The organism is Mesorhizobium sp. LSJC269B00 (assembly GCF_000502815.1).
Classification (GTDB): domain Bacteria; phylum Pseudomonadota; class Alphaproteobacteria; order Rhizobiales; family Rhizobiaceae; genus Mesorhizobium.
On the sequence record NZ_AYVN01000001.1, the window covers coordinates 835,001 to 853,580 of the forward strand.

At 63.9% G+C, this 18,580-nt stretch carries 15 protein-coding genes (1 of these 15 only partly in view); 5 read left to right on the forward strand and 10 right to left on the reverse strand.

Annotated features, from left to right (window positions below):
- Window positions 1-266: the final stretch of a M23 family metallopeptidase gene (locus tag X771_RS160850; protein ID WP_023686664.1), read on the forward strand. The gene continues 1,705 nt to the left of window position 1, outside the view; only the last 266 of its 1,971 coding nucleotides appear in the window; its start codon lies beyond the left edge, outside the window; its stop codon occupies window positions 264-266.
- 173 nt (window positions 267-439) lie between these two features.
- Here X771_RS160850 and X771_RS160845 read toward each other — a convergent pair whose 3' ends face one another.
- The 9 genes from X771_RS160845 to X771_RS160805 all read right to left on the reverse strand — a co-directional run bounded on the left by X771_RS160845 (window position 440) and on the right by X771_RS160805 (window position 14,020).
- Window positions 440-1,999, reverse strand: a complete 1,560-nt coding sequence (locus X771_RS160845; RefSeq protein WP_023686665.1) for an MFS transporter — start codon at window positions 1,997-1,999, stop codon at window positions 440-442.
- A gap of 101 nt (window positions 2,000-2,100) precedes the next feature.
- Complete coding sequence (locus tag X771_RS160840; protein ID WP_023686666.1) at window positions 2,101-3,618, reverse strand: L,D-transpeptidase family protein; 1,518 nt, start codon at window positions 3,616-3,618, stop codon at window positions 2,101-2,103.
- A gap of 292 nt (window positions 3,619-3,910) precedes the next feature.
- Window positions 3,911-4,267, reverse strand: coding sequence for an MmcQ/YjbR family DNA-binding protein (locus X771_RS160835; protein ID WP_023685771.1), 357 nt, complete (start codon window positions 4,265-4,267; stop codon window positions 3,911-3,913).
- Window positions 4,268-4,338: 71 nt separating this feature from the next.
- A complete protein-coding gene (clpB, locus tag X771_RS160830) occupies window positions 4,339-6,945 on the reverse strand; it encodes an ATP-dependent chaperone ClpB (RefSeq protein ID WP_023686667.1) in 2,607 nt (868 codons plus the stop codon).
- A 208-nt stretch (window positions 6,946-7,153) separates the two neighbouring features.
- Window positions 7,154-8,149, reverse strand: a complete 996-nt coding sequence (locus tag X771_RS160825; protein ID WP_023686668.1) for a DUF4167 domain-containing protein — start codon at window positions 8,147-8,149, stop codon at window positions 7,154-7,156.
- A 304-nt stretch (window positions 8,150-8,453) separates the two neighbouring features.
- On the reverse strand, window positions 8,454-9,332 hold the full coding sequence (gene prmC, locus X771_RS160820) for a peptide chain release factor N(5)-glutamine methyltransferase (protein WP_023686669.1): 879 nt from the start codon (window positions 9,330-9,332) through the stop codon (window positions 8,454-8,456).
- Window positions 9,325-10,404, reverse strand: coding sequence for a peptide chain release factor 1 (gene prfA, locus X771_RS160815; protein ID WP_023686670.1), 1,080 nt, complete (start codon window positions 10,402-10,404; stop codon window positions 9,325-9,327). Before prfA ends, prmC begins: the two co-directional genes overlap by 8 nt.
- A gap of 8 nt (window positions 10,405-10,412) precedes the next feature.
- Window positions 10,413-12,683, reverse strand: a complete 2,271-nt coding sequence (ptsP, locus tag X771_RS160810) for a phosphoenolpyruvate--protein phosphotransferase (RefSeq protein ID WP_023672972.1) — start codon at window positions 12,681-12,683, stop codon at window positions 10,413-10,415.
- Window positions 12,684-12,766: 83 nt separating this feature from the next.
- Window positions 12,767-14,020: an aspartate kinase gene (locus tag X771_RS160805; RefSeq protein WP_023686671.1), complete on the reverse strand. Its 1,254-nt coding sequence runs from the start codon at window positions 14,018-14,020 to the stop codon at window positions 12,767-12,769.
- Between the two features lie 221 nt (window positions 14,021-14,241).
- On the opposite strand from X771_RS160805, the gene X771_RS160800 reads away from it, so the two are divergent.
- The 4 genes from X771_RS160800 to X771_RS160785 all read left to right on the forward strand — a co-directional run bounded on the left by X771_RS160800 (window position 14,242) and on the right by X771_RS160785 (window position 17,595).
- Window positions 14,242-16,107, forward strand: a complete 1,866-nt coding sequence (locus tag X771_RS160800; RefSeq protein ID WP_245262512.1) for a CHASE3 domain-containing protein — start codon at window positions 14,242-14,244, stop codon at window positions 16,105-16,107.
- Window positions 16,104-16,403 (forward strand): hypothetical protein, encoded by a 300-nt coding sequence (locus tag X771_RS160795; protein WP_050587395.1) that lies wholly within the window; start codon window positions 16,104-16,106, stop codon window positions 16,401-16,403. Before X771_RS160800 ends, X771_RS160795 begins: the two co-directional genes overlap by 4 nt.
- An 84-nt stretch (window positions 16,404-16,487) precedes the next feature.
- Window positions 16,488-17,237, forward strand: coding sequence for a bifunctional 2-polyprenyl-6-hydroxyphenol methylase/3-demethylubiquinol 3-O-methyltransferase UbiG (gene ubiG, locus X771_RS160790; RefSeq protein ID WP_023672976.1), 750 nt, complete (start codon window positions 16,488-16,490; stop codon window positions 17,235-17,237).
- Window positions 17,238-17,262: 25 nt separating this feature from the next.
- On the forward strand, window positions 17,263-17,595 hold the full coding sequence (locus tag X771_RS160785) for an MmcQ/YjbR family DNA-binding protein (RefSeq protein WP_023685781.1): 333 nt from the start codon (window positions 17,263-17,265) through the stop codon (window positions 17,593-17,595).
- An 87-nt stretch (window positions 17,596-17,682) separates the two neighbouring features.
- Here the strand turns inward: X771_RS160785 and X771_RS160780 are convergent, their stop codons facing one another.
- On the reverse strand, window positions 17,683-18,573 hold the full coding sequence (locus X771_RS160780) for a DMT family transporter (protein WP_023686674.1): 891 nt from the start codon (window positions 18,571-18,573) through the stop codon (window positions 17,683-17,685).
- Between the last annotated feature and the right edge of the window lie 7 nt (window positions 18,574-18,580).

The window sequence follows — 18,580 nt, forward strand, 5'->3', positions numbered from 1 at the left end:
GCATCGAACCGGGCGTTCATGTCCGCCAGGGCCAGACCATCGGCTTCCTCGGTCAGACCGGCCTCTCCACCGGTCCGCATCTTCACTACGAGCTGATCGTCAACGGCACCAAGGTCGACCCGATGCGCGTGCGTCTGCCGGTCGGCAAGGTGCTGAAGGGCGACGACCTGGTCGCTTTCAAGCGCGAGCGCGAGCGCATCGATGAACTGCTCAAGCAGGAAGACAGCAATCCGCTGAAGGTCGCGAGCGCCAAGATCGAAGGCTAATGCATGTCGCCCAGAAGTGTGCCGCGGCTCTGGGACAAGGACATGTGTCAAAACAAAGACTTAAAGCGCGTCGTATGAATCCGTTTCAGCGCGACGCGCTTTAAGCCGTCACACTCGACGCCGGCGAATCATAATCGCCCCATCAGAGCATTCCGAATCGGGTCGGCTCCGAATCAGGTCGACTGCTCCTCTTCGGCTCGTGACCAAGGCAGCTTTTGCCCCGAAACGGTGGCCCAGGCGATAATAGCGGCAAGGAGGCAAAGCACGGCCGTCACTGTCGACACGGCCGCGAACGCCGCATCGCTGGCGGCGAGCCGTGTTGCATCAAGGTCTGACGCCAGGCCGGCCAATGCCGGTTCTCCGAACCCCGGAATGCCCGGCCTGACGCTGGTATCGAGCATCGTCGAATAGACCCAGGCCGCGAGCGAGCCCATCGCCGCCACAGCAATCAGCCCGCCAATGCGCGAAACCGCATTGTTGATGCCGGAAGCGGCGCCGGTATCCTTGTCCTCGACCGCGGTCATGACCGCCGTCGACAGCGGCGACACCACCAGCGCCATGCCGAGCCCCATCACCGCCATCAGCGGAAAGATACCGGTCCAGAAATTGTGCATGCCGGCATGAGTGAGCAAAGCCAGCCCGGCAAAGGCGATGGCGACCACCAGGCAGCCGCTGGCGATCGGAAAACGCGGACCGATGCGATCCGACCACTGGCCGACGAGACCCGACAGCAGCGCGATCAACGCCGACAGCGGCAGGAAGATGAAACCGACCTCTTTGGTGCTCAGCCCCCATCCGGCGATCAACAGCATCGGCAGGTAGAACAGATTGGCCGACAGCGCGAAATACAGGAAGAAGGTGGCGAGGTTGGCGCCGGCGAAGGCGCCGATCCGAAACAGCTTGAGATCGATCATCGGCTCGCGCTGCCGAAGCTCGAAGACGATGAAGATGATAAGCAGCACGGCGCCTGCGGCGATGCTCGGCCCCGACATCAGCCCGCTGCCTTCGGCGCTCATCGAGGTCAGTCCGTAGGCAAGCGCCCCGAAGGCAAGCGTGGCGAGAGCGGCGCCGCCGAGATCGAGGCTTCGCTTCTCCGTCGGCGCGTCGGCGGGAATCTTGGCCAGCAGGAGATAGATCGAGATCAGCCCGAGCGGCAGGTTGACGGCGAAGATCGCCCGCCAGATACCGCCGCCAAAGGCCGACAGGACGAAGCCACCGAGCACTGGACCGAGCGCCGTCGTCAGCGCCGAGGCGGCGGCCCAGATGCCGATCGCCCGGCCGCGCTCCTTCTTCGGATAGGCCTTGGCGATGATGGCGAGGCTGCCCGGCACCATGATCGCCGCACCAAGGCCCTGAATGGCGCGAAAGGCGATGAGCACCAGCGCATTCGGCGCCACCGCGCAGGCCAGCGAAGCGACGATGAACAACGCAATGCCGGCAACGAAGGCGCGCCTGAGGCCAAACCGGTCGCCGGCGGCGCCGCCGGCCAGAATCAGCGCCGACAGCGTCAGCGCATAGGCGTTGGAAATCCACTGGACCTCGGCCAGGCTGGCGCCGAGGTCGACGCGCATTGCCGGCATGGCAATGGCCAGGATCGACCCGTCGATGAAGCCGAGCGCTGACGCAAGGATCGCCGCAACCAGCACGAACTTGCGCTGCGACTGCGGGCAAAATGTACCGTTGGAAAGCGACCTGGTCAGGGGAACGGCTGCGGCTTCACTCGGAGACTTCATCAGCGCCTGCTTAGACTTGTTGCGGGCCGGCAACAACCAGCCAGCGCCCTGCGCTCATGAATCCAGCTTAGATGTCGGCCTGCCTTATGGGCAGGCCGACATCACTGCGCTGGAGCGCTCACTTGCTCCGCAACATCATCGGCCGAGGGACCGCCGACGAACTCGACGGTGACGCCCGGCGACACCAGCTTGGCCAGTTCACGCGCATCCCAGTTGGTCAGGCGCACGCAGCCATGGCTTTCGGTCTTGCCGATCTTGGAGGGATCGGGCGTGCCGTGAATGCCATAGGTCGGCTTGTCCAGCGCAATCCACACCGAGCCGACCGGGCCGTTCGGACCCGGCGGGATGGTCAGGATCTTATCGTTCTGGCCCTGCTTGAAATTGATGCTGGGGTTGTAGGTGTAGTTCGGATCGAGCGCGACGCGCGACACCGTATGGGTGCCGGTCGGCGAGGGCGTGTCGGCTGAACCGATGGTGGCCGGATAGGCCGCGACCAGCTTGCCACCGGCGTCATAGGCGAACACCTGCTTCTTGTCCTTGTCGGCGACGATGCGGGCAACCGGCGTCGCCACCAGCCTGCCGAAATTGGCGACCTTGATGATGGTGCCGGGACGGCTGAAGTCGGCCTCGGGATTGAGCCCCTTCAGGTAGTTCTCGTCCATGTGGAACCGTTCGGCCAAGGCTTCGGTGACGGAGGTGTAAGCCATGCGGTCGAGCTGCGCCTTCTGGCTGTAATCCTCCGGTATCGAGGCGACATAAGGCCCGGCCGCGTCTTCGGGCGTGATCGTATAATTGGCGAAAGCATCGCCACCGGTTTGCGCCAGCGCAGCCTGGATGCCGACCGCGTCGGTCGAGCGCAGATTGCTGCCGGTGATCTGGTTATAGGCGGCAAGCGCCTTGTCGACATTGGAGCCGAAGCGCCCGTCGACGACGCCGGGTGAAGCGCCGGCGCGGTCGAGCAGCACCTGCAAGGCGGCTACATCCTGGCGTGCGCCGAGTGAAAGCGAGGGATCGACCACGGTCTTGCCACCGGCTTTCGGCGGCAGCGCGGCCTGGCCGGCGGGCGCCGCCGGTTCGGCGGGATCGATAGAGGCTTCGTTCAGCGGCTGGCGCTTGACGGGCCGCGGTTCAGCGGATTTCGGCGCTTCCGGATAGGTGTCGCTGTCATTGGCATCATCCTGCGGAGCGGCCCCCAGGAATCTGTCGCTTTCAGGATCGTATTCATCAACCGGCGGGCCGGGGATTCGTCCCTGATCGCCCAGTTGCCTGCGGCGGAAACGCGCCATGTCTTCGGGATCGTCGAGATAGTAGCGGTCGTCGTCTTCGACCGGTGCGCGTCCAAGCTCACGTGCCCGCATTTCCCGGCGCAGCGCGCGGCGGTCGAGCCTGGTCTGCGGCGGCTGGATGGCGATGACCTTGCCGGTCTCGGCATCGACGATGACGCGGTTGCCCCTGGCGTCGTAATAGATGTCGAGATTGCCGTCCTGGGCAAGCACAATGCCGCCGCTATCGGCGGCGCGGACGGCCGGCAGTGCGTTGTCCACAGTCGGCGATGCCATGGCGCTGGACGTGAGCAGCCCGGCGGCGAGCACCGAAAAGGCAAGGATCGTGCGGAACATGGTGGTCAAACTCTCCGGTACTTACAGCGCCGCGCGGCCGTTTGGACGCGCAAAGGACGCTGTAACACTTCATGTCTGCGCATGATCCTTTCCGAAAATCGAATTTCGATTTTCGGGGTCATGCGTAATTGCCGCCGCCCGGCAGTGTTCCCACCAGAACGTTCTCGCCACCGTTTGGATGCGCAAGGAACGCCCTGATCGTCAAAAGCCTGCAGGCAAACCCCTTCGCCAGCAAACCACAACATAAGCTTTCCAACATGAACCGGGCATGAAGATGGCGGATTACTGGTTGCTACAGGCCCAATTCCTTGCGCGTCTGCTTCGTCAGCTTGAGGACGACGAGGCGGTGGCTTTCGCCGAGATAGTCCTTCAGCGCATCATCATCCATGCTCTGGCTTGTCTGACGCTGGATCCATTTCATGCCGCGCGAGGCGAGATAGGGCGCCGGCCGGCAGCCGGGCTGATCCTTCAGCACGTCATAAGCCATTTCAGAGCATTTGAAGGTGACGAAGACGCCACCCTCCCGGTCATGGCCGGCGATGGTGAAGACCTTGCCACCGACTTTCCAGACATCGGCCCCGCCCCACTGCACGACGTGCGTCGTCTGCGGCAGCGAGGCGCAGAAGCTGTTGTAGTCGTCCAGCGTCATCTGCACCCCCGTCAAAGGATTGTTGTTTCATAAGAAAATGCCGCGCGTCCGGTCGGACGCGCGGCGTTGGATCAGGCTGCCGCGTCGGTCGGCACCACAGTGGGCCTGGACCGGAAATTCAACCGGTCGGAGCCGGCGGTGACCTTGACGGTCGAGCCGTCGAGTATCTCGCCAAGCAGGATTTTTTCCGCCAGCGGATCTTGCAGGTCCTTCTGCATCACCCGCTTCAGCGGCCGCGCGCCATAGGCCGGGTCGTAGCCCTTCGCCGCCAGCCAGTCGATCGAATCCTGGTCGAGCGACAGTGTGATCTTGCGGTCGGCTAGCAGGCTTTCCAGCCGCTTGAGCTGGATCTCGACGATGCGGCCCATATCCTGCCGGCGCAGCCGGTGGAACAGGATCACCTCGTCGACGCGGTTGAGGAACTCCGGCCTGAACGAGGCTCTCACCACGCTCATAACCTCGTCGCGCACGGCATCGACGTCCTGCTCTTCGCTGAGATTGACCAGATATTCGGCGCCGAGGTTCGACGTCATGACGATCAGCGTGTTGCGGAAGTCGACCGTGCGGCCCTGCCCGTCGGTCAGCCGCCCGTCGTCGAGCACCTGCAACAGCACGTTGAAGATATCCGGATGCGCCTTCTCGATCTCGTCGAACAGCACGACCTGATAGGGCCGGCGCCGCACCGCTTCGGTCAGCGCACCGCCTTCCTCATAGCCGACATAACCGGGAGGCGCTCCGATCAGCCGGGCGACCGAGTGCTTCTCCATGTATTCCGACATGTCGATGCGCACCATAGCGCTCTCGTCGTCGAACAGGAAATTGGCCAGCGCCTTGGTCAGTTCGGTCTTGCCGACGCCGGTCGGTCCGAGGAACATGAACGAGCCGATCGGCCGGTTCGGATCCTGCAGCCCGGCCCGGGCACGACGCACGGCCTTGGACACCGCCTGTACCGCTTCGCCCTGGCCGACGACTCGCTTGCCGATCTCGTCTTCCATGCGCAGCAGCTTGTCGCGCTCGCCCTGCAGCATCTTGTCGACCGGAATGCCGGTCCAGCGCGACACGATATGGGCGACGTGGTCGGGCGTGACCACCTCTTCGACCATGCCGGCCTTGCCGTCCTGGGCTTCGGCTTCCTTCAGCTTCTTTTCCAGTTCCGGGATCTTGCCATAGGCAAGCTCGCCGGCGCGCTGGAATTCACCCTTGCGCTGGGCAATGGCGAGGTCGTTGCGGGCCGCGTCGAGCTGCTTCTTGAGGTCAGCGGCGAGGCCAAGCTTCTGCTTCTCCGACTGCCATTTGGCGGTGATCTCGGTCGATTCCTCCTCGAGGCCGACGAGTTCCTTTTCGAGACGCGCGAGCCGGTCCTTTGACGCCTCGTCCTTCTCGACCTTCAGTGCCTCGCGCTCGATCTTGAGCTGCATGATGCGGCGATCGATTTCGTCCAGCGCCTCGGGCTTGGAATCGACCTGCATCCTCAGCCGCGACGCGGCTTCGTCGACAAGGTCGATCGCCTTGTCCGGCAGGAAACGGTCGGCGATGTAGCGGTTGGACAAGGTCGCCGCCGCGACCAGCGCCGAATCCGAGATGCGCACCTTGTGGTGCTGCTCGTACTTCTCCTTCAGGCCACGCAGGATCGACACGGTATCTTCCACCGACGGCTCGTTGACGAAGACCGGCTGGAACCGGCGGGCAAGGGCCGCGTCCTTCTCGACATGCTTCCTGTATTCATCGAGCGTGGTCGCGCCGACGCAGTGCAGTTCGCCGCGCGCCAGCGCCGGCTTCAACAGGTTCGAAGCGTCCATGGCGCCATCGGCCTTGCCGGCGCCGACCAGCGTGTGCATCTCGTCGATGAACAGGATGATGCCGCCGGCCGCCGAGGTGACTTCGTTGAGCACGGCCTTCAGCCGCTCCTCGAACTCGCCGCGATATTTGGCGCCGGCAATCAGCGCGCCCATGTCGAGCGCCATCAACTGCTTGTCCTTCAGCGATTCGGGCACGTCGCCATTGACGATGCGCAGCGCCAGACCTTCGGCGATCGCCGTTTTGCCGACGCCCGGCTCGCCGATCAGCACCGGGTTGTTCTTGGTACGCCGCGACAGCACCTGGATGGTGCGGCGGATCTCGTCGTCACGGCCAATCACAGGGTCGAGCTTGCCGGCGCGGGCATCGGCGGTGAGGTCGCGCGCGTATTTCTTCAGCGCGTCATAGCCCTGCTCGGCGCTCGCCGAATCGGCGGTACGGCCCTTGCGGACGTCGTTGATCACCTGGTTCAGCGCCTGCGCTGTGACGCCGGCCTTGGACAGGATATCGGCCGTCTTGGCCGACTTCTCCATCGCCAGCGCCTGCAGCAGCCGCTCGACCGTGACAAAACTGTCGCCGGCTTTCTTGGCCAATTCCTCGGCGGTCGAAAACACCTTGGCCAGCGGCTGCGCCAGATAAAGCTGGCCGTTGCCGCCTTCCACCTTGGGCATGGCCTCAAGGGCGGTCTCGACGCCAAGCTTGACGTCGCGCACGTTGCCGCCGGCGCGCTCGATCAGCGAGGCGGCCAGCCCCTCGTCGTCATCGACGAGGACCTTCAGCATATGTTCGGGAGTGAATTGCTGGTGATTGCGCGAGAGCGCCATGGTCTGGGCGGACTGAATGAATCCGCGGACGCGCTCGGAGTATTTTTCGAGGTTCATATCTGTCTCCTTCCATCACCGGCCCGCTTTGCGGCACCGGATCAGATTGCGGTGACGGACCCGCTCATCCGAGCCGGGTCCAGTTCACGCCAGATATGGGGCGCAAGCCATTGCCGCTCAAGACGTCCGGCTGATGATATTGCATGGCCGAGCAAACGAAAACGGCGGAGATCTCTCTCCGCCGTTTCATCGACTTATGTCTTGTGGGTCAGTTGTTGGCGTCGACGGCGAACGGGTCGCCGGCAGGGCTTTCGGCCGGCGCCGCATCAACCACGTCAACAGCGGCAGCGGTCTCGCCGGCGCCATCCACCACCTGGCCACCACCAGACTGTTCGTCACCGACCTGATCGGCATTGTTGCGCGGGCGGCGCGGACGCCGCGGGCGACGGGCAGCGCCGCTCTCGGCGGCTGCCTCATTGAGTTCGGCCCGGGCGGCAAGAGCCGCCGGCGACAGGTTTTCGTACAGCGGCGCCGACTCGGAGAAACCGCTCTCGGCTTCGGGCTCAACCGCGGAAACGGTTTCCGCCTGTGCCGGGGTTTCGGTGAAGCGCTGCTGGTCGCCGCGCTGGCCGTTCTGCTCGCCACGCTGGGCAAAGTCGCCACGCTGGTCGTTCTGGCCATAGCCGCCATTGGGGCGGCGGTCACGGTTGCGGCCATTGTTGTCGCGGCCGTTGTTGTTGCGGCCATTATTGTCACGGCCATTATTGTCACGGCCACTGTTGTTCTCGCGGCCGTTTTCCTGGCCGTATGCGAGTTCGGCCGGCGTGCCCTCAATCGTCGGCTGCGGACCGTTGCCGTGGTTCGCCATCGGCGCTTGCGTCTCGCCGCCATTGCCGCTGCCGGCATTGTCAAAATCGTCGCGATCTTCATCGTCGTCGAATTCGTCGCGGTTCTGCGGGGCATTCTGGATCGGCATCTGCGCCTGTGCGGCGGCAATGATGCGGTTGTAGTGCTCGGCGTGCTGGAGGTAATTTTCCGCCATAACCCGGTCGCCGGAGCTTTGCGCATCACGGGCCAGAGTGGCGTATTTTTCGGCGATCTGCTGAGCCGATCCACGGATTTTCACGTCCGGGCCGTTGCTCTCGTAGTTGCGCGTCAGGGGATTTGGGCCCTTGCGGTTGTTGTTGTTGTTATTGTTGTTGCCACCGCCGCCGCCATTGTTGTTGCGACCGCGCATGCGCCTGTTCTGCTGTTGTGGCCTCATAAGACTCTCTTCATTTTGAAATTTTCGAAAAACGTTTCACGAACGGAGGCGCTCATGCAGCCAGCCGTTTCGTTTCTTCACCGGCGTTCGCCCGCATCAATTGCGTTGGCGCCACGTGTCATCCCGTTCCGGTTACATCACTTGCCGGACGATTCCCGCACGAAGCTTGGGCGTCGTTTGCGCAAGAAGGCAGCTATTTCCAAGGAAAACCGAATCGCTAAGAGCACTGCCTGCTTCGTCTCATCCGGTTAGGGCGGACCCTAGCCGCATTCCCCGGCATTGCCAAGCGCTTTTTTGCACTGCATCAAGGCTTTCCCTGTTCAAACATAAGAACCCTGTCGTTTCCGCCAAGATCGACGAATGCCCCGGCCAGCCTGTAGCCGGCTGCCGCGAATATGTCTCTGACCTCATTGCGCTGCGAGTGGCCGATCTCGACCGCTATCTTGCCTTCTGCTTCCAGAAACTTTGCCGCCTCGGCGGCGATGATCCTGTAGGGGCCAAGACCGTCCACACCGCCATCAAGGGCTCTGTGCGGATCGAAATCGCGGACTTCGTCCTGCAGATTTCCAATGTCTCCAGACGATATATAGGGAGGGTTTGCGGCAATTACATGGTATCGGCCCGAAACTTTTTCGAACCAGTCGGAATGCAGCCCCACGAACCGGCCGGCGAGTCCGAGTTGCTCGGCATTACGTATCGCGGTTGCCAGCGCGTCTTGTGAAATATCGACCCCGGTGGCGGTCGCGGCCGGAACCGCGCTGAGCAGCGCCAGCGCAATCGCGCCGGTACCGGTGCCGAGATCGAGGATACGGCATTCCCCCAGCCTTTCGGCCGTCGCGCCGGCAAAAGGCAGGATCGCCTCGACCAGCGTTTCGGTGTCCGGCCGCGGCTCCAGCGTTTCCGGCGACAGCGACAGCCGCAGGCCGTAAAACTCGCGAAACCCGAGGATGCGGTGAACCGGTTCGCCGGCCATGCGGCGCTGCAGAGCAGCGCCGATTGCGGCAACCGCACCCGCATCGACCGTCCGTTGCGGGTCGGCGATCGCCTGCGTACGGTCCGTGCCGGAAAAATGCTCGACGATAAGCCTGGCATCCAGCGCCGGGTCGGAAAGGCCGGCCGCGGCAAGCCGCTCCCGCGCCACCCGCAACAACGGCCCGAGCGCGCCGGGCAACATGTCAGCCATCGAAGCCGATATCGGCGAGCAGCTTCGACTGATGGTCGGCGATCAGCGCATTGATGACCTCATCGAGCTCGCCCATCATCACCCGGTCGAGCTTGTAGAGCGTCAGGTTGATACGATGGTCGGTAAGGCGGCCCTGCGGGAAGTTGTAGGTGCGGATGCGCTCCGAACGGTCGCCCGAACCAACCTGCGATTTGCGTGACTCCGAGCGCTCCTCGTCCGCCTTGCTGCGCTCGAGGTCGTAAAGCCGCGCACGCAGAATCTGCATGGCTTTCGCCCGGTTCTGATGCTGCGACTTCTCCGCCTGCACCACCATGATGCCGGTCGGCAAATGGGTGATGCGCACCGCAGAATCGGTGGTGTTGACGTGCTGGCCGCCCGAACCCGAGGCGCGCATCGTGTCGATACGGATGTCTTCGGCGCGAATGTCGATGTCGACCTCTTCGGCCTCCGGCAGTACGGCAACCGTCGCCGCCGAAGTGTGGATGCGCCCGCTGGCCTCGGTCGCCGGCACGCGCTGCACGCGGTGCACGCCGGATTCAAACTTCAGATTGGCAAAGACTCCCCTACCGGAAATGGTGGCGATGATTTCCTTGAAGCCGCCGGCGTCGCCGTCGCTGGCCGACACCGTCTCGAAGCGCCAGCCGCGTTCGGCGGCATAGCGCTCATACATGCGAAACAGGTCGCCGGCGAACAATGCCGCCTCATCGCCGCCGGTGCCGGCGCGGATTTCAAGGATGGCGTTCTTGTCGTCGGCCGCGTCCTTGGGCAACAGCAGGATCTGGATGTCCTTCTGCAGCTCTTCGATTCGCGCTTCGACGCCCGGCAAATCTGCCTCCGCCAGGGCCCGCATCTCGGCGTCGGTGCCCTTGTCGGCAAGCATCGCCTCGAGGTCGGCTTGCTCGCGCTCGACTGAGCGCAGTTCCCTGACCTTGGCCACCATGTCCTGCAGCTCGGCATATTCGGAAGCCATCTTCACATAGGCATCGGCTGCCGGGCCGGCCGACATCTGCGCTTCGAGCATCTCGAAACGCTTGACGACCTGATCCATACGCTCGCGGGGAAGATTGACCATGGCTAATGCTATAGCGGGATGGAGCGGTCGTCGGCGAAGGCCTGCAGCAGCGCCCGCATCGGCAGCCCTTGAGCTGGCGCCATCAGATTGTCGGCAAAGAAAGCCTCCAATTCCTCCAGTGGCAGTTCGGTCAACATCGCCTTGACCGGGCCGATCGAGGCTGGAGACATCGAGATCGAGCGGTAGCCGAGGCCGATCAGCGCCATGGCGGAAATGGGTTTTCCGGCAAGCTCGCCGCACAGCGTCACCGGCGTGTGGTTGCGAACCCCGGCGTCGGCGATCTGCTTCAGAACCCGCAGGAACGGCGTCGACAGCGTGTCGAAGCGGTCGGAGAGCTGCGTGTTCCCCCGATCGACCGCCATGACGAACTGGAACAGGTCGTTGGAGCCGACCGAGACGAAATCGACCGCCTTCATCAACTCGTCGAGCTGGAACAGCAGCGACGGCACTTCCAGCATGGCGCCCACCTTGAGGCTGGTCGGCAGATGGTGGGCAAAGCGGGAGAGATGCCGCACTTCGCGGTCGATGATCTCGCGCGCCTGGGCGATTTCGCCGAGCTCGGTCACCATCGGCAGCATCAGCTTCAGTTCGCGCCCGCCGCAGGCCTTCAGCAGAGCGCGGATCTGGGTCCTGAGCAGACCCGGCCGGTCGAGCGTCAGCCGGATCGCGCGCCAGCCGAGCGCAGGGTTTTCTTCCTGGACAGCGCCCTTGAAGTAGGGCAGCACCTTGTCGCCGCCGATGTCGATGGTGCGGAAGGTGACCGGCTTGCCACGCGCCGCGTCCAGCACGTCGCGGTAGAGCCGCTCCTGCGCCTCGGCGCGCGGGAAGGTCGAGGCGACCATGAACTGCAATTCGGTGCGGAACAGGCCGATGCCGGCCGCACCCGCCTCGGCCAGCTGCGGCAGGTCGACGGCCAGGCCCGCATTCATCAGCAGGTCGACCTGGACGCCGTCCTTGGTCACCGACGGCTTCTTGCGCAGTTCCCGGTAGACTTCCTGCCGGCGCGCCCGGAAGCGCACTTTTTCGGCATAGGCAGCTTCGAGGTCGGGCTGCGGCCGCAGATGGATGGTGCCTTCCTCGCCGTCGACGATGATGGCATCGCCGTTTTCCGCCATGGAAACGGCGCCCTTCATCTGGCCGGCGACCGGAATGCCCATGGCGCGCGCTACGATGACGACATGGCTGGTGGCAGCGCCGTCTTCCAGCACCACGCCGCGCAGCTTGTCCCTGGGATAATCAAGCAGTTCGGCCGCGCCCATCGAGCGCGCGACCAGGATGGCATCCTTCGGCAGTGACGCCGCGACGTCGTCAGGCCCGCGCCCCATCAGCTGGCGCAGCAGCCGGTTGGCGAGATCGTCGAAGTCGCTCATCCTCTCGCGCAAATAAGGATCGGTCATGTGCAGCATGCGGGCGCGCATGTCGCTTTGGACCTTTTCCACCGCCGCTTCCGCTGTCAGGCCGTTGCGGATCGCCTCTTCCAGCCGGCGCACCCAGCCGCGGTCGTTGGCAAACATGCGATACGCTTCGAGCACCTCGCGATGTTCGCCCTCGAAGGCGACATCGCGCCGCTCCAGCATGTCGTCGATAGAAAGCCTGAGCGAACCGAGCGACGTCTCCAGCCGGCGCACCTCTTCCTCACTGTCCTCGTTGAACAGATTGGTGACGACGATGCGTGGCTCATGCAGCACGACATGGCCGAGGCCGACGCCCTCGTTGAAGGACAGGCCGGTAAAGCTGACGGGACGGCGCAGGTCGAGTTCGAGGCCGGGCCGGGTCAGGCGAGCGAGATCGCCGGTGGCGATCATCTCGGCGATCACCATGGCGGTCGTTTCCAGCGCCTCGACCTCGTCGTCGCGGTAGTGGCGCATGGTCTTGTTCTGCACCACCAGCACGCCCAGCGTGCGCCCTGCCCTGAGTACGGGCACGCCGAGGAAGGAATTGTAGATCTCTTCGCCCGTCTCCGGCAGGTAGGCGAAGGCCGGATGTTCCTGCGCATTTGAGAGGTTGAGCGGCCGCGCGCTCGCGGCAATGGTGCCGACGAGGCCCTGCCCCAGCCGCAGCTGCGCCAAATGGACGGCGTTCGGGTTCAGACCTTCGGTGGCATAGAGTTCGAGCACCGAATCGGCGCGCAGCACATAGAGCGAGCAGACCTCGGCGACCATGTTGGAGGCGATGTCGCGCACGATCCGGTCGAGCCGCTCCTGCGGCTCCAGCGGCTCCTGCATGAGCTCGCGGAGCCGTTTCAGCAGAACGCGCGGGCCACTGGCCGTATCACGCATCGCGGCTTCTTCTCCAATGGGCATTTTGCCCGCCGCAGTTTCCACTGCGACCGGCGCACACGCAACAACTCAAATCGCTCTCGCTACTGCTTATCCAGACCGTACACGGAATGCAAAGTACGAACCGCGAGTTCCGTGTAGGGACCGTCGATCAGTATCGAAATCTTGATCTCGGAGGTAGTGATGGCGCGGATGTTGATCGCCTTGTCGGCCAGCGCCTTGAAAGCGGTGGCGGCCACACCGGCATGGCTGCGCATGCCGATGCCGATGACCGAAACCTTCGACATGCCGGCTTCCGACTGCACCACGTCATAGCCGATCGAAGCCTTCAGACGCTCCAGAACGGCCAACGCCTTGTCCACGTCGCCGGACGGCACGGTGAAGGTCATGTCGGTGAACTTGCCGTCCTCTGAGATGTTCTGGACGATCATGTCGACATTGATGTTGGCCTCGGCCAGCGGGCCGAAAATGCCGGCGGCAACGCCCGGGCGGTCGCCGACGCGGCGCAGAGAAATCTGCGCTTCGTCCTTGGCGTAGGCAATTCCGGTGACGACCTGCTGTTCCACGATCTCTTCCTCGTCGCAAATGAGCGTTCCCGGAGGATTGAGCAAATCCCCCATTCCGGGCGCATCGGGATCGTCGAAGGACGACCGCACGAACGTACGCACCCTGTGCACCATGGCAAGCTCGACCGAGCGCACCTGCAAGACCTTGGCGCCGAGCGAGGCCATTTCGAGCATTTCCTCGAACGAAATCTTGCTGAGCCGCCGCGCCTTCGGCTCGATCCGCGGATCGGTGGTGTAGACGCCGTCGACATCGGTGTAGATGTCGCAGCGGTCGGCCTTGACCGCCGCGGCAATGGCCACCGCGCTTGTGTCGGAGCCGCCGCGGCCGAGCGTGGCGATGCGGTTGTCCGGGCCGATGCCCTGGAAGCCGGCGACGACAGCCACCTGGCCCTCGCCGAAGCGCTTGATCAGGAACGCGCCGTCAATTTCGAGGATGCGCGCCGCGCCATGCGCGTTGTCGGTCTTGATCGGGATCTGCCAGCCCTGCCAGGAGCGGGCATGGACGCCCATATTCTGCAGTGTGATCGCCAGCAGGCCGGCAGTCACCTGCTCGCCCGAGGCGACCACGGCGTCATACTCGCGCGCGTCGTGCATGGGCGAGGCTTCGCGCGTCCAGCCAACCAGTTCATTGGTCTTGCCCGCCATCGCCGAAACCACGACAGCGATCTCATGGCCGGCATCGACCTCGCGTTTGACGTGACGCGCCACATTGCGGATGCGGGCGATGTCGGCGACGGAGGTTCCGCCGAATTTCATCACGATGCGCGCCATGGAAGCGAAATGCCTTTGACTGAAGCCGGCCCAGGACCGAAAGGGGAAGTAAGCGCTCGACAGAAGCCGGCCGCTGAATGCGCGCCTCCTTAGCCAAATGATCACGGTTTCGCAAGGCTGGCGGCGGATGCCGGCTTCAGGATCGCGGCATATTGCGTTCGGCCCCGCCGCCGCTTACCAAATGCTGCCCGCGGGAAACTCCTTTTGGTCCGGCATATCGAATGATTGTTCGCCTTCGACGCGCCATGCGGTGGCAATCGCTGCCGCTGTTCATCGGCTTCGCCGTGCTGGCGTTGATCGTCGGCACACGCGCCGTGCTGGTCGAGACCCAGAGAGCCAATCGTGAGGCCGCGCGCGAGGCGGTCGAGTATCAGGAATTGCTTTCCGGTTTGCTTGCCATGGCTCAGGAGGCCGAGACCAGCCAGCGCGGCTATCTCCTGACCGGCGAGAAATCCTACCTCCAGCCTCATCGGCAGGCGGTCGACGCCATTCCGGGCCAGCTTGCGCGCATCGACGGCATGACCGCGCCGGACGACGAACTCGTGCAGCAGATCAACCACGTCAAGGACGCGCTTTCACAAAACCAGGCCGAATTGGCTGAGACGATTGCACTCTACGATCGCGGCGATGCGGCAAAAGCTCTGGAACTGGTCCGCAGCGGCCAAGGCAAGGCCGCCATGGACCAGATCCGGGCCAGCATGGACACGATCCGGCGCATTGGCGGCGCAGCCATCGCCGCGCGCGACGCTCATACCGACCGGGTCGAAAACTGGCTGCGAATCGGCTCGATAGCGGCGCTGCTGGCGATCTTCCTGCTTGGCGCCTACACGGTTCGCCTTTCGCGCCGCCGGTTCCGCGCAGTGGCGATCGCCCAGGAAGAGCTGATGCGCAAGAACATCGAGCTCGGCAACGAAATCCAGACGCGTGAAAAGGCCGAATCGCAGATCCGCCAGATGCAGAAGATGGAGGCTGTGGGCCAGCTGACCGGCGGTATCGCCCACGATTTCAACAACATGCTGGCGGTGATCATCAGCGCCATGAACCTCGCCCAGCGCAAGCTGACGCGGGGCGAGCACGACATCATGAAATTCATCGAAGCGGCGACCGATGCGGCGACCCGGGCCGCAAACTTGACGTCACGGCTGCTTGCCTTCTCGCGCCAGCAGCCGCTCGCGCCTCAGGTTGTAGACGCCAATCGTCTGGTCGCCGGCATGTCGGACCTGCTTCGGCGGGCGCTCGGCGAAACCATCCGCATCGAAACCGTGCTGGCTGGCGGCCTGTGGAAGACCCATGCCGATCCGAGCCAGCTCGAAAATGCCATTCTCAATCTGGCGGTCAATGCGCGCGACGCCATGGGCGAGGACGGCAAGATGACCATCGAGACCGCCAACAGCCACCTCGACGAGAGCTACGCCGCCACCCATGCCGAGGTCAAAGACGGCCAGTATGTGATGATCGCGGTCAGCGACACCGGCGCCGGCATGCCGGCGGACGTCATGGAGCGGGCTTTCGAGCCATTTTTCACCACCAAGCCAGTCGACAAGGGCACCGGCCTCGGGCTGAGCCAAGTGTTCGGCTTCGTCAAACAGTCCGGCGGACACGTCAAGATCTACTCGGAACCCGGCCAAGGCACCACGATCAGGATCTACCTGCCGCGCTTCTTCGGCCCGGAAGAGGCCGCCATATCTTCGGAACGAGCCGGAAATCCTGCCGTGCCGGTCACCGAAACCATCCTTGTCGTGGAGGACGATCCACGCGTGCGGGCTTCCACCACCGATGCCATGCGCGAACTCGGCTACACCGTCATTCATGCCGCAAGCGGCCAGGAAGCGCTGGAAAAGCTGGGCGACAACCCTGGTGTGGCGCTCATGTTCACCGATATCGTCATGCCGGTGATGAATGGCCGCAAGCTCGCCGAGGAGGCGCTGGCGCGCATGCCGAAGCTGAAGGTGATCTTCACCACCGGCTTCACCAGGAACGCCGTCGTCCACAATGGCGTGCTCGACCATGACGTGCATTTCCTGGCCAAGCCCTTCACCATCGAGCAGCTGGCGGCGAAATTGCGCGACGTGCTGGACGCAAGATGACCGAGGCCCTGGAAATCGTCACCTTTCGCCTCAAACCTGGAGCGGAAGCGGGCTTTGCCGCCGCCAACAACCTGGTCGCCGACTGGCTGGCGCGGCAACCTGGTTTCGTAAACCGCTGTCTGGCGCGGCGGGACGATGGCGGATGGGTCGATGTGGTGCGCTGGCGAAGTCGCGAGCAGGCTCTCGCCGCCGCAGGCCGGATCATGGCCGAGATCGGCGATTGCGAAGCGATGCGGGCCATCGATCCCGCAAGTGTTGCGATGGAACATTCGGCAATTGTGATCTCGAGGCCATAGGTCGACTAGCCAGCAGTCGCAAAAACCGGCCTTGACTTTCTTGCCCCGGCACCCGACTTCCTAGCGTCCGAGGAGACCCGCCCCATGCCAGAGGCCCGACGATCGACAATCGATGCCGGAGAAGTGGAACGCTTTTCCGCGCTTGCCGCCGAATGGTGGAACCCGAACGGCAAATTCCGTCCGCTGCACAAATTCAACCCGGTCCGGCTGGCCTATATCCGGGACCAGGTGGCGGCGCGCTTCGGCCGCGATCCGCGGGCGGCGCGGCCGTTCGAAGGCCTGCGTTTCCTCGATATCGGCTGCGGCGGTGGATTGTTGTGCGAGCCGATGGCAAGGCTTGGCGCCGAAGTGGTCGGCGCCGACGCCTCGGCAACCAACATCGAGGTGGCGAAGCTGCACGCGGCCGAAGGCGGCGTGACGGTGGATTATCGCGCTACGACCGCTGAGGATTTGGCCGATTCCGGCGAGAAATTCGACGTCGTCCTCAACATGGAAGTCGTCGAGCATGTTGCCGATGTCGACCTGTTCATCGGCAAGTGCGGCGAGATGGTCAAGCCCGGCGGCATCATGTTCGTCGCCACCATCAACCGCACGCTGAAGGCACTGGGCCTGGCCATAATCGGCGCCGAATATGTGCTGCGCTGGCTGCCGCGCGGCACCCACCAGTTCGGCAAGCTGGTGCGGCCCGAAGAGCTTGAAAAGGCGCTCGGCAGCGCCGCCATGACTATCATCGACCGTACCGGCGTGACCTACAATCCTCTCGCCGACCGCTGGGCACGCTCCAAGGACATGGACGTCAACTATATGGTGCTGGCGGAAAAACGATCGGTCTGAACGAAAGGGGGCGGCCGTGGACACTATGAGGGCCCGAGAGCTGGCGCTCGATCTTCCCGAAACGGTCGAGCAATCGCATTTCGGCAAGGCTGACTTCCGCGTCCGCAACCGTATCTTCGTCTCGCTGCCCGAAGCCGACCGTGCTGTCGTCAAGCTCGACCGGGACCAGCAAGAGATGATGGCCGCGGCTGAGCCATCGGTTTTCAGGCCCGTGACAGGCGGCTGGGGCCAAAAGGGATGGACGTCGATCATGCTCGAAGCCTGCGACGAACAGACATTCCGCAGCGCCGTTCGGACGGCCTGGCGAAACGTCGCCCCGCCGGCGCTACGGAAGCGCCTCGACGCGAGCCAAATTTAAACTTGAGCAGTTCGAGCAAAGTGTGAAGCGGTTTTCCCGGGAAAAGCGCATAGCGCTTTGCCTAGGGAATTGCGTAAACCAAAGACCCTATGCCTTCTGGCTCTGCGCCTTGGTGGTGATGATCACGCCGATGGTGATGATCACCGCGCCGGCCCAGGTCAGCAACTGGTAGTGCTCGCCGAGGAAGATGGTTCCGGCAAACAGGCCGACGGCCGCCGCCACATAGCCGATCTGGCTGAGATAGACCGGACCGCCCACGGCCTGCAGCCGGAAGAAGAAGGCAAACATCGCCGAGGCCGAAGCGACTTGCGCCACGACAACCAGCGGCACGGCCCTGAGCGGGGCGAAGGCACTGAGGCCGAACAGCGCGAGAATGCCGATCAGCAGCAGCGTCGCCGAGGCCAGGTGGCTGCCGACGGCCAGTTCGATCGGACCGGTGCCTTCGGGCCAGTCGACGGTGCGATAGATATTGCCGGCGGCAAGGCTGACCGGGATCAAAAGTCCGACCAGCACCCAGTAGACATCGGCCGGCTGGCCGGCCTCGCCGCGCGTCACCGCCACCATGACGGCGCCGATGAAGCCGACGGCGATACCGATACTGCCGAGCGTATTTGGCCGTCGAACGCCGAGCAGGATCGAAAACACCAGTGTGATGACCGGCGACAGCGTGAACATGATGCCGGTATAGCCGGCGCCGAGATGCGGGATAGCCGAAAACATCAGCAGATTGGGCACGGCGTAGGACACGGCGGCGGTGATGAAGAAATAGCGCAGTCTGTGCGAGGTGAGCCGCATGCGCTCGCCGTTCGCGAGCAACGCGCACAGCAGCACGCCCCCGGCGCCGAACGAGATGACGAAGGCCCAGACCATGGCCGGAACGCCGGCAGCCGTCGCCAGCTTGCCGAACGGCAGGGTCAGGCCGAGCAGGCCGCCGGTGACGACCAGCAGGCCAAGCGCCGATTCCCAGAGAAATTTCATCGGATGG

Coding starts and splice junctions, on each gene's coding strand:
- X771_RS160805 (WP_023686671.1), bottom strand. CDS start 14,020: ATGGCGCGCATCGTGATGAAATTCGGCGGAACCTCCGTCGCCGACATC.
- X771_RS160785 (WP_023685781.1), top strand. CDS start 17,263: ATGAGGGCCCGAGAGCTGGCGCTCGATCTTCCCGAAACGGTCGAGCAA.
- X771_RS160800 (WP_245262512.1), top strand. CDS start 14,242: ATGATTGTTCGCCTTCGACGCGCCATGCGGTGGCAATCGCTGCCGCTG.
- clpB (WP_023686667.1), bottom strand. CDS start 6,945: ATGAACCTCGAAAAATACTCCGAGCGCGTCCGCGGATTCATTCAGTCC.
- prfA (WP_023686670.1), bottom strand. CDS start 10,404: ATGGTCAATCTTCCCCGCGAGCGTATGGATCAGGTCGTCAAGCGTTTC.
- X771_RS160845 (WP_023686665.1), bottom strand. CDS start 1,999: ATGAAGTCTCCGAGTGAAGCCGCAGCCGTTCCCCTGACCAGGTCGCTT.
- X771_RS160835 (WP_023685771.1), bottom strand. CDS start 4,267: ATGACGCTGGACGACTACAACAGCTTCTGCGCCTCGCTGCCGCAGACG.
- X771_RS160795 (WP_050587395.1), top strand. CDS start 16,104: ATGACCGAGGCCCTGGAAATCGTCACCTTTCGCCTCAAACCTGGAGCG.
- X771_RS160840 (WP_023686666.1), bottom strand. CDS start 3,618: ATGTTCCGCACGATCCTTGCCTTTTCGGTGCTCGCCGCCGGGCTGCTC.
- X771_RS160825 (WP_023686668.1), bottom strand. CDS start 8,149: ATGAGGCCACAACAGCAGAACAGGCGCATGCGCGGTCGCAACAACAAT.
- ptsP (WP_023672972.1), bottom strand. CDS start 12,683: ATGCGTGATACGGCCAGTGGCCCGCGCGTTCTGCTGAAACGGCTCCGC.
- ubiG (WP_023672976.1), top strand. CDS start 16,488: ATGCCAGAGGCCCGACGATCGACAATCGATGCCGGAGAAGTGGAACGC.
- prmC (WP_023686669.1), bottom strand. CDS start 9,332: ATGGCTGACATGTTGCCCGGCGCGCTCGGGCCGTTGTTGCGGGTGGCG.
- X771_RS160780 (WP_023686674.1), bottom strand. CDS start 18,573: ATGAAATTTCTCTGGGAATCGGCGCTTGGCCTGCTGGTCGTCACCGGC.